General features: G+C 56.5%; 11 protein-coding genes. 7 read left to right on the forward strand and 4 right to left on the reverse strand.

The annotated features are described in order from the left end of the window. Positions 1-195: 195 nt before the first annotated feature. The 3 genes from der (at position 196) to GEAM_RS03275 (ending at position 2,948) form a co-directional block, all read left to right on the forward strand. Positions 196-1,686, forward strand: coding sequence for a ribosome biogenesis GTPase Der (gene der / locus GEAM_RS03265; protein WP_034788196.1), 1,491 nt, complete (start codon positions 196-198; stop codon positions 1,684-1,686). 62 nt (positions 1,687-1,748) lie between these two features. Further along, complete coding sequence (locus tag GEAM_RS03270) at positions 1,749-2,705, forward strand: AEC family transporter (RefSeq protein ID WP_034788199.1); 957 nt, start codon at positions 1,749-1,751, stop codon at positions 2,703-2,705. A 15-nt stretch (positions 2,706-2,720) separates the two neighbouring features. Further along, positions 2,721-2,948, forward strand: a complete 228-nt coding sequence (locus tag GEAM_RS03275) for a zinc ribbon domain-containing protein (RefSeq protein ID WP_034788202.1) — start codon at positions 2,721-2,723, stop codon at positions 2,946-2,948. Here the strand turns inward: GEAM_RS03275 and GEAM_RS03280 are convergent. The 3 genes from GEAM_RS03280 to GEAM_RS03290 all read right to left on the reverse strand — a co-directional run bounded on the left by GEAM_RS03280 (position 2,945) and on the right by GEAM_RS03290 (position 5,519). Then, the gene (locus GEAM_RS03280) at positions 2,945-3,277 is read right to left on the reverse strand and encodes a protealysin inhibitor emfourin (protein ID WP_034788205.1); all 333 of its coding nucleotides are present in this window, start codon (positions 3,275-3,277) and stop codon (positions 2,945-2,947) included. The two genes, GEAM_RS03275 and GEAM_RS03280, sit on opposite strands and share 4 nt — an antisense overlap. Beyond that, a complete protein-coding gene (locus tag GEAM_RS03285; protein ID WP_034788209.1) occupies positions 3,277-4,314 on the reverse strand; it encodes a M4 family metallopeptidase in 1,038 nt (345 codons plus the stop codon). The genes GEAM_RS03280 and GEAM_RS03285 overlap by 1 nt, the downstream gene beginning before the upstream one ends. Positions 4,315-4,412: 98 nt before the next feature. Next, a complete protein-coding gene (locus tag GEAM_RS03290) occupies positions 4,413-5,519 on the reverse strand; it encodes a LacI family DNA-binding transcriptional regulator (RefSeq protein WP_034788307.1) in 1,107 nt (368 codons plus the stop codon). A gap of 224 nt (positions 5,520-5,743) precedes the next feature. Between GEAM_RS03290 and GEAM_RS03295 the strand changes: the two genes are divergently transcribed. Next, positions 5,744-7,057 carry an MFS transporter gene (locus GEAM_RS03295; protein ID WP_034788213.1) on the forward strand — a complete coding sequence of 438 codons (1,314 nt, stop codon included), beginning with the start codon at positions 5,744-5,746 and terminating at the stop codon, positions 7,055-7,057. Continuing rightward, entirely contained in the window at positions 7,054-9,417 is a 2,364-nt protein-coding gene (locus GEAM_RS03300; protein ID WP_034788216.1) for a glycoside hydrolase family 31 protein, read from the forward strand. The genes GEAM_RS03295 and GEAM_RS03300 overlap by 4 nt, the downstream gene beginning before the upstream one ends. Before the next feature lie 60 nt (positions 9,418-9,477). Here the strand turns inward: GEAM_RS03300 and xseA are convergent, their stop codons facing one another. Beyond that, positions 9,478-10,851, reverse strand: a complete 1,374-nt coding sequence (gene xseA / locus GEAM_RS03305) for an exodeoxyribonuclease VII large subunit (protein WP_034788219.1) — start codon at positions 10,849-10,851, stop codon at positions 9,478-9,480. A 168-nt stretch (positions 10,852-11,019) separates the two neighbouring features. On the opposite strand from xseA, the gene guaB reads away from it, so the two are divergent. Further along, entirely contained in the window at positions 11,020-12,486 is a 1,467-nt protein-coding gene (guaB, locus tag GEAM_RS03310) for an IMP dehydrogenase (protein ID WP_034788222.1), read from the forward strand. Between the two features lie 119 nt (positions 12,487-12,605). Continuing rightward, entirely contained in the window at positions 12,606-14,183 is a 1,578-nt protein-coding gene (guaA, locus tag GEAM_RS03315) for a glutamine-hydrolyzing GMP synthase (protein WP_034788227.1), read from the forward strand. Positions 14,184-14,191: the final 8 nt, after the last annotated feature.

Here is a 14,191-nt window from a genome sequence, read left to right on the forward strand (position 1 = left end):
GCTCGCAGCGTCTGGCCCTAACGGGCTTAAAAACGGCTCCTGAAAATCTCAGGGGCCGTTTCGTATTCTAAAATATGCGCAGGTGAATTTCACAGCCTGCGATGTAATGATTTGATTTATAGCGTTTTTACGGCTTTGCGTCGTGCTGTAACTCTTTGCGTTTTGCACTTAGTTTATAAAAACAGAGGCTTTAAAATGATACCTGTCGTCGCGCTTGTTGGGCGCCCGAATGTGGGTAAATCCACCTTATTTAACCGTTTAACCAAGACGCGTGACGCGCTGGTTGCGGATTTCCCGGGGCTAACGCGTGACCGCAAGTACGGTCGTGCTGAAATTGAGGGTAATGAATTCATCATCGTTGATACCGGCGGTATCGACGGGACTGAAGACGGCGTTGAAACCCGCATGGCAGGCCAGTCTCTGTTAGCCATTGAAGAAGCTGACATCGTGCTGTTCATGGTGGATGCGCGCGCGGGCCTGATGCCTGCCGATCAGGGCATTGCCCAGCATCTGCGTAGCCGTGAAAAAGCCACCTTCTTGGTTGCTAACAAAACTGACGGTCTGGACCCAGATACCGCCACCGGCGATTTCTACTCGCTGGGCCTTGGCGACGTCTATGCCATTGCCGCTTCTCATGGCCGTGGTGTGACTCAGCTTATCGAGCACGTGTTAGTGCCGTTCGTCGGCGAGAAGCCGGAAGAAGTTGAGCTGACTGAAGAAGAAGCCAACGCCGCGTACTGGGCGGAATTGGAAGGCGGTCAGGACGACGATGAGATCCCGGCCGACGTTGAAGATGACTTCGACCCGCAATCTCTGCCAATCAAGCTGGCTATCGTCGGCCGTCCGAACGTAGGTAAGTCCACACTGACTAACCGTATTCTCGGCGAAGAGCGCGTGGTGGTCTACGACATGCCGGGCACCACTCGCGACAGTATCTACATTCCGATGACCCGTGATGAGCGTGAATACGTTCTGATCGACACCGCCGGTGTGCGTAAGCGCGGTAAAATCACTGAAACCGTTGAAAAGTTCTCAGTGATCAAGACCCTGCAAGCGATTGAAGATGCCAACGTGGTGATGCTGGTTATTGACGCCCGCGAAGGCATCTCCGACCAAGACCTCTCGCTGTTAGGCTTTATCCTCAATAGTGGGCGCTCACTGGTTATCGTGGTGAATAAATGGGACGGCATGAGCGAAGAGGCCCGTGCTCAGGTGAAAGACCAGCTAGACCTGCGTCTCGGCTTTGTTGATTTCGCCCGTATCCACTTCATTTCTGCTCTGCACGGCAGCGGCGTAGGCAACCTGTTCGAATCCGTAACAGAAGCCTATACCTGCGCGACCACCCGTGTAAGCACTTCCTTACTGACGCGCATCATGCAGATGGCGGCCGACGACCATCAGCCACCACTGGTGAATGGTCGCCGTGTGAAGCTGAAATATGCGCACGCCGGGGGTTATAACCCGCCAATCGTGGTTATCCACGGCAATCAGGTGAAGGATCTGGCTGATTCGTACAAACGCTATCTGATGAACTACTTCCGTCGTTCACTGAAAGTCATGGGTACGCCAATTCGTATTCAATTCAAAGAAGGCGAAAACCCGTACGAAGGCAAAAAGAACACGCTTTCTCCGCACCAGCAGCGTAAGCGTAAGCGCCTGTTGCAGCACCTGAAAAATAAATCTTAATCTGATGAGGTACATGAAAATGTACCTCGTTTTTTTTGGCCTCGACGGCAGGGAAGGAACGGATGTTTTGGGAAACCTGGAGTTTTGCGTTTGGCGTTACGGTTCCTAATTTACTGATATTAATCCTCGGCATGTGGCTGCGTCGTACCGGACTGATGGACGACAGCTTCAATGAGAAAGCCAGTCGTCTGGTCTTCAATATCGCGCTGCCTTGCCTGCTGTTCTTCAGCGTGGCGCAGGGCCACGACACCTCGGGTTCTAACCTGCCGCTGGCCGCCTATGGCGCAGTCGGCACCATCATTTCATTTCTGCTGTTAGAGTTGGTGGCGATCAAGCTGGTGAAAGATCCGCGCGAGCGGGGCATCTTTGTGCAGGGCGGATTTCGCGCCAACACCGGCATTGCCGGGCTGGCCTACGCCTCGCTGGCTTTCGGCAATGACGGCATCGCGCTGGGGTCGATGTATCTGGCGGTCACGGTGATTCTGTTCAACGTGCTTTCAGTCATCACCTTAACCCGCAGTTTGCAGGGCGGCTCCGGCAAGCGCGTCGGGCTGCGGCCAATTCTGCGCGGCATTGTCACTAACCCACTAATTATCGGCCTGCTGCTCGGTCTGGCCTTCCAGTACAGCCACCTGCCGATGCCAGACACCATTGGCAAAACCGGCGAGTTTATCTCAGGCATGGCGCTGCCACTGGCGATGCTCTGTGCCGGAGCCAGTTTGGATTGGCGAACCATGTTCCGCAGCTCCAACGTGGCGGCTTGGTCCTCGGCATCACGGGTGATTTTCGTGCCGGCATTGATGACTTTAGGCGGCTGGTTGCTCGGTTTTCGCGGCGCGGCGCTCGGGGTAATTTTCCTCTTCTCCTGCACGCCAACGGCGGCGGGCAGCTATGTTATGACGCGCGCGCTGGGCGGAAATGCTACGCTGGCTGCGAACATTATTGCTGTCACCACGCTGGGTTCATTTTTCACCACCGCGCTGGGGCTTTATCTATTACGCGCCTTGGGCGTGATTTAACGGGAGCGAGAGAAGATGGAAGCAATTTGCCCGGTTTGCACTCAACCCATGAGTTGGGTGAGCAATCACTTTCACTGTGAGAGCTGTAACACCGACTATCAGCAGACGGCGCTGTGCCCGGATTGCCAGCAGCCGCTGCAAACGCTAAAAGCCTGCGGCGCGGTGGATTATTTCTGTGAACACGGCCACGGGATGATTTCCAAAAAGCGCGTGCTTTTCAGCTATCAGCCCTATAGCGACTAGCCTTCGGGCTGGGCCGATTTCCACAACTCAATCAGCTCGGCGGGCGTCTGGGTTTCCGGAATAATCAGCACCAGACTGCCCGACTGCTGGGCCGTAGCGTAAGAAATCTCCAGCCGATAATAGCGCTGATCGCCGCGCCCGGCCTGCTCCGGGGGCTCGGCGTAAGGCAGCGACTGGTTGATTAATTGGCAAATCTGCTGGCGTTTGTCTTCACTCATCCCCGCCATAGCGACTCGGCGGGGACCGTTGAGTTTAGGGATAAACGCCATGCCGCCTTCGCGATACATTTCGATGACGGCGCTGCTTTCCAGCGTTTCTAGTGGTTTCATCAGATAACCCCAACTTGCTCCCACGCCTCTTTCACCGCCTGAGCTACGGCGGCGTCAAAGCGCTTCTCAGCATGTTCGATTGTTTTCTTCGCAAAGGTGGCAAAGTCGGCATCCTGCGGCAGCGCTTTGTCACACACCGTGTCGTACCAGACATAGCCCGCACGCTCCCACGCAAATCCGCCAAGCTTGGTGGCTGCCAGATAGAAGGCGCGGTTTGGAATGCCAGAGTTAATATGTACGCCGCCGTTGTCGTCGCGGGTATTTACATAGCCTTTCATGTCGGCGGGCTGCGGGTCTTTGCCGAGCAGCGGGTCATTGTACGCGGTGCCGGGATGGGCCATTGAGCGTAACCCTTTGCCCTTGATTCCATTAGCCAACAGCCCTTCGCCGATCAGCCAGTCGGCTTTATCCGCCGTCTGTTTCTTGCTGAACTGCTTGACCAGAGAGCCAAACACGTCGGACAGCGATTCATTCAGCGCGCCTGACTGGCCGCTATAAACCAGCCCGGCCTCGCTCTCGGTTACGCCGTGCGACAGCTCGTGGCCGACCACGTCGATGGCGATGGTGAAACGGTTAAAAATCTCACCGTCGCCGTCGCCAAATACCATCTGCTGGCCGTTCCAAAAAGCGTTTTGATAGCCTTCGTCGTAATGCACCGAGCCGAGCAGCGGCAGCCCTTTATTGTCCAGCGAGTTGCGCTGATAAGCCTGCCAGAAGAAATCATAGGTGACGCCGAGGTAGTCGTAAGCTTCGTCCACCGCCACATCGCCATTGCTCGGCTGGCCCTCTTTTCTCACCGACTTGCCGGGCAGGCGAGTACCGTTTTGCGCATCATAAATATCCCGCTCGACCTGACCACCCTTGGCGGTTTTCACCCCTTTGGGCTTGGCGTAAGCCTCGGCCATCAGGGTGTTGACGTGAACCAGCGTCTGGCGCGCGCACTTCTTCTGCGGCTCTGAGCCGTGCTCAATAATGCGATTGAGAATATAGGGAGGAATAACGCCGAGGGGGGATCTCTGTTTTGTACCGTGACTCATAACAACTCTCCTTATCGATAAGTGAAGCTTAAGAGTGACAAGTATTCATTGATATTGAGTATAGTCCGGCTGCACGCCCCGCCAGCGAAAGATGGGATTTATCTGTTGTCGACAGCCTCTTGGTTATCATCATAAAGCTGATGATTGTGCGAAGTGACTGCCGGATGAAGGGCGCGACCAGTGACCTTGCGCACGGAGTTACGGGTCACCAGCTTGCCTTGTAGCAGCACGCTAGAGCAGGGGGCTTCGGGGCGGAACAGGCGGCGCTGCAGCAGGGAAATGGCCTCCACGCCGAGCTCGTCGCGCGGCACGTGGACGGCAGTGAGCGCCACGTCGTGAATTTCGGCCAGATTAAAGCCGTCAGTGCTCATCACGCTGATATCCGTCGGCACCGCAAATCCGCGTTTAACCAAGGCCGCCACGGCACCTGCCGCCATAAAATCACCGCCCGCCAGAATCGCCGTCGGCATCGGCTGGTCGCCGGGCAGGGTATCCAGATAATTCAGCATCGCCTGTTCAGCTTCCTGCGCGCCAAACCCTGAGGTCGTGACCAAATGCTGACTATCGTTGAAGGCCAGATTATGCCGCGCGAAAGCCTCTTTGATGCCCGCCAGCCGCAGCTCCATGGTGTGGCGGCGCAGGCACTGGAGTGTGAGGATCCGCTGATGGCCTTGAGTGAACAGGTAGTCTGTGGCGAAGTCGCCCATGGTTTGATGATCCGGCGACACGCTGTCGTGGCGCATCAGCCGATCGTGGCAGTTGATCAACACGCAGGGTTTAGCCAAGTCGGCGGCAAGCTGGTGGATATGCGCATCGTCAATGCCAACCAGCAGCGCGGCGTCGGTTTGGGTATCGGTCATTTTGGCGATAAACAGCGCGACGTCGGCGTCACTCTCTTCTAACGCGCAGTAGCGAACCCGCACGTCGTGCTGGCTGACGGCGGCGACAATCCCCTGAATCACCTTGTAGTAGAAGATATCGCTGCGAGCGTCGAAGGCACGGGCCGGGGCGAAGACCACGATGTTATTGAGCATCAGCCGCCCGGTGGACAAGCCGCTGAGCACGCCCTGTGATTTTGCATAGCTCAACACCTGCTCTCTGGCCCGCGCGCTGGTATTGCTTTTTCCAGCCAACACGCGAGAAACCGTGCTGATCGACAGCCCCGTATGGTCAGCAATTTGCTGGATTTTTAGCTTTCCGTTCAAATTGTGATCTCCTTCAAATTCGAAAATGAAAAAATTTTCATAAAGGATTTTGTCCGTAATCTTAGGCTTTTTCAGGGCGAGGCTCGCAAATCCGGCCACTCCATGAAAATTCTTGCAAAGAATCACGTTCCGCTCACAAATCAGCCTGCATACAGTCGTCTAGGGTACTCAAACAATAACCATCGCTGGCAGCTAGAGTGCTGACCCGTGAGGAGAAAATAACAATGACGATTGAGATCAATACCGACGTCGTGACGGCAGGAAGACGCAAAATCAGGGCCTTACGCTGGTGGATGCTGGCGCTGTTTCTACTCGGCGTGACGGTCAACTACATCACTCGTAACTCGCTGGGGTTGTTGGCGGCTGAACTGAAAACCAGCCTGAATATGACCACCGAACAATACTCTTACATCGTGGCGGCGTTTCAGGCGGCCTACACCATTTTCCAACCACTGTGTGGCTGGCTGATTGACGTCATTGGCCTGAAGCTGGGCTTCCTGATTTGTGCCTCGGTCTGGGCCGTGGTCTGCATGCTGCACGCCGGAGCAGGGGGCTGGATCCAACTGGCTATTCTGCGCTTCTTCATGGGCAGCGCCGAGGCGGCAGCCACGCCAGCCAACGCCAAAGCCATCTCCGACTGGTTCCCGCGTAAAGAGCGCCCGGTGGCCGCAGGCTGGGCTGGGGTAGGCTTCTCCATTGGTGCCATGCTGGCTCCGCCGATTATTCTGGTGGCTCATCTCTCTTTCGGTTGGCGCGGCGCTTTTCTGTTCTGCGGCATCTTGTCGATGCTGTGGGTGCTGCTGTGGTGGAAGTTCTACCACGCGCCGGAAAATCACCCCAACCTGAGCAAAGAAGAGCTGGCGCTGATTCGCCAAGACAATGAGCCTCAGCAGACTCGTTTACCTTTCATCAAATCGCTGAAAATCGTCTGCAAAAACAAGAAATTCTACGGCATTGCCATCCCGGCATTTCTGGCGGAACCCGCGTGGGCGGTGTTTAGCTTCTGGGTGCCGCTCTATCTGGCGAACGAGCGCGGCATGGACCTCAAACACATCGTGATGTTCGCGTGGCTGCCATTCTTGGCGGCGGACTTGGGCAGCGTCGCCAGTGGCTATCTCACCACGCTGTATCGCAAATTTTTCGGCTGCACCCGCATTAACTCGATTGTTGCCAGCTCGGTGACCGGCGCGTTCTTGATGCTGTCACTGGCGCTGGTGGCGCTCACCAAAAGCCCATACGCCGCCATCGCGCTGATCTCCATCGGCGGATTCGGGCATCAGGTGATCTCCTGCATGCTGAGCGCGGTGGTGGTGGAGTCATTCGATAAAAGTCAGGTGGCGACGGTTAACGGCATGCGCGGCTCCTCCGCGTGGATCGCCAGCTTCTTGTTTTCATTACTGATAGGCGCGGTGGCTGACAATATCGGCTTCAACCCGCTGTTTATCGCGATGGGATTTTTTGACTTGATTGGGGCGGTTTTCCTGATTGCCCTGATAGCAGAACGCCGTACGCCGGCAGATAAAAGGAAAAGTGCATGAAGACGTTAAAGCATTGGGTGCTGGCAGCACAGGACGCCGCGGGCGTGGAGCTGCGGGTGGACGATCAACATCTGTTTTGCCTGCGCGTACTGGAGCAGGGCCTATTCCGCGTGCTTGTCCAGCGCCGTGGCGAGCTGGCGCTGGACCGAACCTGGAGCATTGCGCCGACTGACGATGTGCCTTGGGAGGGGCGCGATCGTCTGAGCAATCAGGGCTTTAGCCTGCCGGGTTATGCGCTGGAGCAGTTTGAGGATCGGCTGGTGATGAGCAGCGACAGACTGCGGGTGACAGTTCACCAGCCTTTGTGGCTGGAATGGGAGTATCGCAGCGCCGACGGCAGTTGGCTGCCGCTGGCCAGTGACCGTAAAACCGGGGCCTATATGCTGGCGGTGGACGGTGACGGCTCGGCCCATTACCAGCGCCGCTACCCGGAAGAGCGTTATTACGGCTTGGGTGAAAAAGCCGGCGATCTCAATCGCGCCGGTCGCCGTTTTGAGATGCGCAATCTGGACGCCATGGGCTACAACGCTGCCAGCACCGATCCGCTCTACAAACACATTCCCTTCACGCTAACGCGCCGGGGCGACGTCAGTTTCGGCCTGTTCTACGATAACCTCAGCAATGTCTGGCTCGACCTCGGCAATGAACTGGATAACTATCATTTGCCTTATCGCCGCTTTAACGCCGAAGCGGGTGACCTCGATTACTATATGTTCCTTGGCCCGACGGCGCTCGACGTCACCAAAACCTTGGTGCGACTGACTGGCAAAACCACCTTCGGCCCGAAATGGAGCCTTGGCTACAGCGGCTCGACCATGTATTACACCGACGCGCCGGACGCCCAGCAGCAGCTGCTGAAGTTTATCAACCTGTGCCGCGAACAGGATATTGCCTGCGACTCGTTCCAGCTCTCATCCGGCTACACCTCGATTGGCAATAAGCGTTACGTGTTCAACTGGAATTACGACAAAATCCCTGAGCCGAAAGTGATGTCGCAGGCGTTTCTCGACGCGGGGATCCGTCTGGCCGCCAATATCAAACCCTGCCTGTTGCAGGACCACCCGCAATACGCGCTCGTCGCCCAGCAGGGGCTGTTTATTCGCGATTCGCAAGAGGATGTCCCTGAGCGCTCGGTATTTTGGGATGACGAAGGTTCACATTTGGACTTCACCAATCTGGCGACTATCCGCTGGTGGCAGCACGGCGTAACGGTGCAGCTGTTGAAAAACGGCATCGGCTCGACGTGGAATGATAATAACGAGTATGAAGTGTGGGACAGCGACGCGCGCTGTTTCGGCTTCGGAAAATCCATTGCTATTAAGCACATTCGCCCGGTGATGCCGCTGCTGATGATGCGCGCCTCCTTCGAAGCGCAGCAGGTCTTCGCGCCAAACCTGCGGCCATATCTCATCTCCCGTTCCGGCTGCGCCGGGATGCAGCGCTACGTGCAAACCTGGAGCGGTGACAACCGTACCAGCTGGCAAACGCTGCGTTACAACACCCGCATGGGGCTGGGTATGAGCCTCTCCGGCTTGTACAACGTGGGTCACGATGTCGGCGGCTTTGCCGGGGATCGCCCAGACGAAGAGCTGTTCGTTCGCTGGGTGCAGAATGGCGTGATGCATCCGCGCTTTACCATTCACTCGTGGAATGATGACGGCACGGTGAACGAGCCGTGGATGTTCAGCCGCAGCACGGCGCTGATCCGCGACGCCATTAACCTGCGTTATCGCCTGCTGCCTTACTTCTACACCTTGCTATGGCAGGCCCATGAGGATGATGAGCCGATGCTGCGCCCGACTTTCCTCGACCATGAGCACGATGCCAATACCTTCGCCGAAACCGACGATTTTATGCTGGGCAAAGAGCTGCTGGTGGCAAGCGTGGTGGAGCAGGGGCAGCGTCAGCGCGAGGTTTATCTGCCTGCCAACGAGAGCGGCTGGTGCGATTTCTACAGTGGAAAATGGTTCGCCGGTGGGCAGAGCATCAAGCTAGACGCGCCGCTAGATCGCCTGCCACTGCTGGTGCGCGCCGGTGCGGCACTGCCTATGTCTCAACGCACGGCTTATGTCGATCAGCAGCAGGACAAGGTGCGCGAGTTGCACATTTTCCCAAGCCCGGCGGCGGCCACCTCTTGCGGTATGCTGTTTGAAGATGACGGCGAGAGCCACGGCTGGAAAGAGGGCAATGCGCTGTGGCTAAGCTGGGAGATTAAAACTGACGGCGTGAAAATCAGTATCGACTTTACTCAGCGCGGCGATTTCAAACCGGCGTGGGACAGTCTGGGCATCGTGCTGCCCGCCGGAGAGACGCGCCAGTTGTGGATTAATGGTGTGAAGTCAGACAGTTATAGGTTGTAAGCTTTTAGCACCTCCCCCTAAAAAAGGGGGAGGTTGCGAGGGGGTATACAGCGACCGCTATTACTTCGCAGCGGGTTTACGCGCTTTCTTCGCAAGCGTCACGGCTTTCACTTCGCTCTCTATCCAACCATCTGCCAGACGCGTTTTCAGTGTGTCGCCCGGCGCGGTCTGCGTGGTTTTCTTCAGCAATTCACCTTTCGGCGTGGTGGTCACGCTATAGCCTCGCGCCAGCGTGGCCAGCGGGCTCACGGCTTCCAACTGGGTGCATGCCGTGCCAAAACGCTGGCGGCTATTGGACAGCTGCAAGGCCAGCGCCTGTTGCAGGCGATATTGCAATTGCTGCACGCGCTGCTGGGCGCGATGAATACGCGACTGCGGCTGTTGCTGGTTGAGGCGCTGCTGAAGGCGATCGATGCGGCGCAGCATCTGGCGCAGCTGGTTTTGCATGGCCTCGTCGAGCCGACGGCGCAGTTTGAACAGTGCGGTTTGCTGGCGAGCCAAGCGCAGATGCGGGTGCTGTTGCTGCAAACGGTGATTCAAACGGGTGAAGCGCTGAGTCAGCTGGGCGAGGTAATAGTCCATCGCCATTTCCAAACGCTGCTGCTGAGATTGAATTTGACGCAGCAGTTCCAACTGATTGCGGCTGATAAGCTCGGCGGCGGCAGAGGGCGTCGGCGCGCGCAGGTCAGCCACAAAGTCGGCAATAGTGACGTCGGTTTCATGGCCGACGGCGCTGACAATTGGGATGGCGCTTTTAAAAATCGCGCGCGCCACGCGCTCATCGTTGAAGCTCCACAAATCTTCTAAGGAGCCGCCGCCGCGCCCGACAATCAACACATCCACTTCCTGACGCGAGTTTGCCAGTTCGATGGCGCGGACGATTTGCATCGGCGCATCGACACCCTGTACCGCGGTCGGGTAGATGATGACCGGCAGTGACGGGTCACGGCGTTTCAGCACGTTTAACACATCATGCAGCGCCGCGCCGCTCGACGAGGTGATCACCCCGACACACTTGGCAGGCGAGGGCAGAGGCTGCTTGAATTGGGCGTCGAACAGCCCTTCGGCAGCCAGTTGCTGTTTGAGCAGGTCAAATTTTTGCTGCAACAGCCCGTCACCGGCTTCCTGCATGCTTTCGGCAATCAGCTGATAGTCGCCGCGCGGTTCATACAGCGTAATAGTGGCGCGAACCAACACCTGCTGGCCATTTTGCGGGCGGAAGGTGGTGCGGCGATTGGTGTTGCGGAACATGGCACAGCGAACCTGCGCCCGGTCGTCTTTCAAGGTGAAATACCAGTGACCGGAGGAAGGTTGAGAGAAGTTGGAGATCTCGCCTGAAAGCCAGACCTGGCCCATTTCGTTCTCCAGCAGCTGTCGAACCGTCTGATTCAGGCGGCTTACGGTAAAAATTGGCGGGGAAGAAGGTAGTGGCATGTGATCCAGATCAAATTCAAAAACAGAGACTTAATCGGTCGATACTACATGCCCAAAAAAGGTAATCAAGAAGTTTCGTAAATAGTACTAGTCGCAATGGGCCCTCACCTGTATAATCCCGCTGCAATATTTTATCCTTTCCGCATCCACCTTGGTGAGATATTGCCCATGCTACGTATCGCAAAAGAAGCTCTAACGTTCGACGACGTCCTCCTTGTACCAGCTCACTCCACAGTTCTGCCTAATACTGCCGACCTAAGCACTCAGCTGACCGCTAAAATCCGTCTCAATATTCCAATGCTCTCTGCAGCAATGGATACCGTGACTGAAGCGAATCTGGCGATTGCTCTGGCGCAAGAGGGCGGTCTGGGATTCATTCACAAGAACATGTCCATTGAACGTCAGGCCGAAGAAGTTCGCCGCGTTAAGAAGCATGAAAGCGGCGTGGTCGCCGACCCGAAAACGGTCACCCCTTCTACCACCCTGCGTCAAGTTAAAGAACTCACCGAAATCAACGGCTTTGCCGGTTATCCTGTTGTGACTGAAGGCAACGAACTGGTCGGTATCATTACCGGTCGTGACGTGCGCTTCGTGACCGATTTGGAACAGCCAGTGACCGCAGTGATGACCCCGAAAGAGCGTCTGGTGACGGTCAAAGAGGGCGAAGCACGCGAAGTTGTGTTGCAGAAAATGCACGAAAAACGCGTTGAGAAAGCGCTGGTTGTTGACGCGCAATTCCACCTGTTGGGTATGATCACCGTTAAAGACTTCCAGAAAGCGGAACGTAAACCTAACGCCTGTAAAGATGAGCACGGCAGTTTGCGCGTTGGCGCGGCAGTTGGCGCTGGCGAAGGCAACGAAGAGCGCATCGACGCACTGGTTGCAGCGGGCGTTGACGTGCTGCTGATCGACTCCTCACACGGCCACTCCGAAGGCGTTCTTTCCCGTATTCGCGCAACTCGCGCTAAATATCCAGACTTGGAAATCATCGGCGGCAACGTGGCGACCGGCGCTGGCGCACTGGCGCTGGTGGAAGCTGGCGTGAGCGCGGTGAAAGTGGGTATCGGCCCAGGCTCAATCTGTACCACGCGTATTGTGACCGGCGTGGGCGTTCCACAAATCACTGCCGTTTCTGACGCAGTGGCTGCGCTGGAAGGTACCGGTATCCCGGTTATCGCTGACGGCGGTATCCGCTTCTCTGGCGACATTGCCAAAGCTATCGCCGCTGGCGCAAGCTGCGTGATGGTTGGCGGCATGCTGGCTGGTACTGAAGAATCTCCGGGCGAAATCGAGCTGTACCAAGGCCGCGCATTCAAATCTTACCGCGGCATGGGTTCTCTGGGCGCGATGTCCAAAGGCTCTTCTGACCGTTACTTCCAGACGGATAACGCCGCTGACAAACTGGTACCGGAAGGTATCGAAGGTCGCGTGGCCTATAAAGGCCGTCTGAAAGAGATCGTTCACCAGCAAATGGGTGGTCTGCGCTCATGTATGGGCCTGACCGGTTGTGGTACTATCCACGACCTGCGTACCAAGGCTGAATTTGTTCGCATCAGCGGTGCGGGGATTCAGGAGAGTCATGTTCATGATGTGACTATCACTAAAGAATCGCCAAATTACCGCATGGGTTCTTAACCCTTTAGACAGCGAGCCACGTGCTCGCTGTCTGCTTTATTGAAGTAAGCTTTTATTGTTGTTGAAAGTTTAACTCGTTGTTTTAACGCTTTTTATTGCTTTCTGGAAAACGCCCCCTCATGAGCGAAAATATTCACAAGCACCGTATCCTGATCCTCGATTTCGGCTCCCAGTACACCCAACTTGTTGCACGCCGCGTGCGTGAACTGGGCGTGTATTGCGAACTCTGGGCTTGGGACGTAACCGAAGCCCAAATCCGCGAATTCAATCCGAACGGTATTATCCTGTCCGGTGGCCCGGAAAGTACTACCGCCACCGACAGCCCGCGCGCACCGGACTACGTGTTCGAAGCTGGTGTACCGGTTCTCGGCGTATGCTACGGCATGCAGACCATGGCAATGCAACTTGGCGGCCATGTTGAAGGCTCCAACGAGCGTGAGTTCGGCTATGCGCAGGTTGAAGTTCAGACCGAAAGCGCGCTGATCCGCGACATTCAGGACGCCCTGAGCGACAGCGCCAAGCCACTGCTCGACGTATGGATGAGCCACGGCGATAAAGTCACCGCTATCCCGTCTGACTTCGTGACCGTTGCCAGCACCGATACCTGCCCGTTTGCCATTATGGCTAACGAGGAAAAACGCTTCTACGGCGTACAGTTCCACCCAGAAGTGACGCACACCCGTCAGGGCCTGCGCATTCTGGAGCGTTTCGTGATGGACATCTGCCAGTGCGAAGCCCTGTGGACGCCGGCCAAAATCATCGAAGACGCTGTTGAACGCCTGCGCGAGCAAGTGGGCAACGACCATGTGATCCTCGGCCTGTCTGGCGGCGTGGACTCTTCCGTTACTGCGATGCTGCTGCACCGCGCCATCGGCGACCGTCTGACCTGTGTGTTTGTCGACAACGGCCTGCTGCGTCTGAACGAAGCGGATCAGGTTCTGGAAATGTTCGGCGACCGTTTCGGTCTGAACATTGTTCATGTGGCTGCTGAAGATCGCTTCCTGTCTGCTCTGGCCGGTGTTGATGAGCCAGAAGCTAAGCGTAAAATCATCGGTCGCGTGTTCGTTGAAGTGTTCGACGAAGAAGCCTGCAAGCAAGAAGAAGTGAAATGGCTGGCGCAAGGCACCATCTACCCTGACGTGATTGAGTCTGCGGCTTCTGCCACCGGCAAAGCGCACGTCATCAAGTCACACCACAACGTGGGTGGCCTGCCGAAAGAGATGAAACTGGGTCTGGTTGAGCCGCTGAAAGAGCTGTTCAAAGACGAAGTGCGCAAAATCGGTCTGGAACTCGGCCTGCCGTACGACATGCTGTACCGCCACCCGTTCCCGGGTCCAGGTTTAGGCGTTCGCGTACTGGGCGAAGTGAAGAAAGAGTACTGCGACCTGCTACGCCGCGCCGATGCTATCTTCATCGAAGAGCTACATAAAGCCGACCTGTACAACAAAGTCAGCCAAGCTTTCACCGTCTTCCTGCCAGTTCGCTCCGTCGGCGTGATGGGCGATGGCCGTAAATACGACTGGGTTGTTTCACTGCGCGCAGTAGAAACCATCGACTTCATGACCGCGCACTGGGCGCACCTGCCGTACGATTTCCTCGGCCGCTGCTCCAACCGCATCATCAACGAAGTCGACGGCATCTCCCGCGTGGTTTACGATATCTCCGGTAAACCGCCTGCTACGATTGAGTGGGAATAACCCCCCAA

Source organism: Ewingella americana ATCC 33852, from assembly GCF_000735345.1.
GTDB classification, from domain to species: domain Bacteria; phylum Pseudomonadota; class Gammaproteobacteria; order Enterobacterales; family Enterobacteriaceae; genus Ewingella; species Ewingella americana.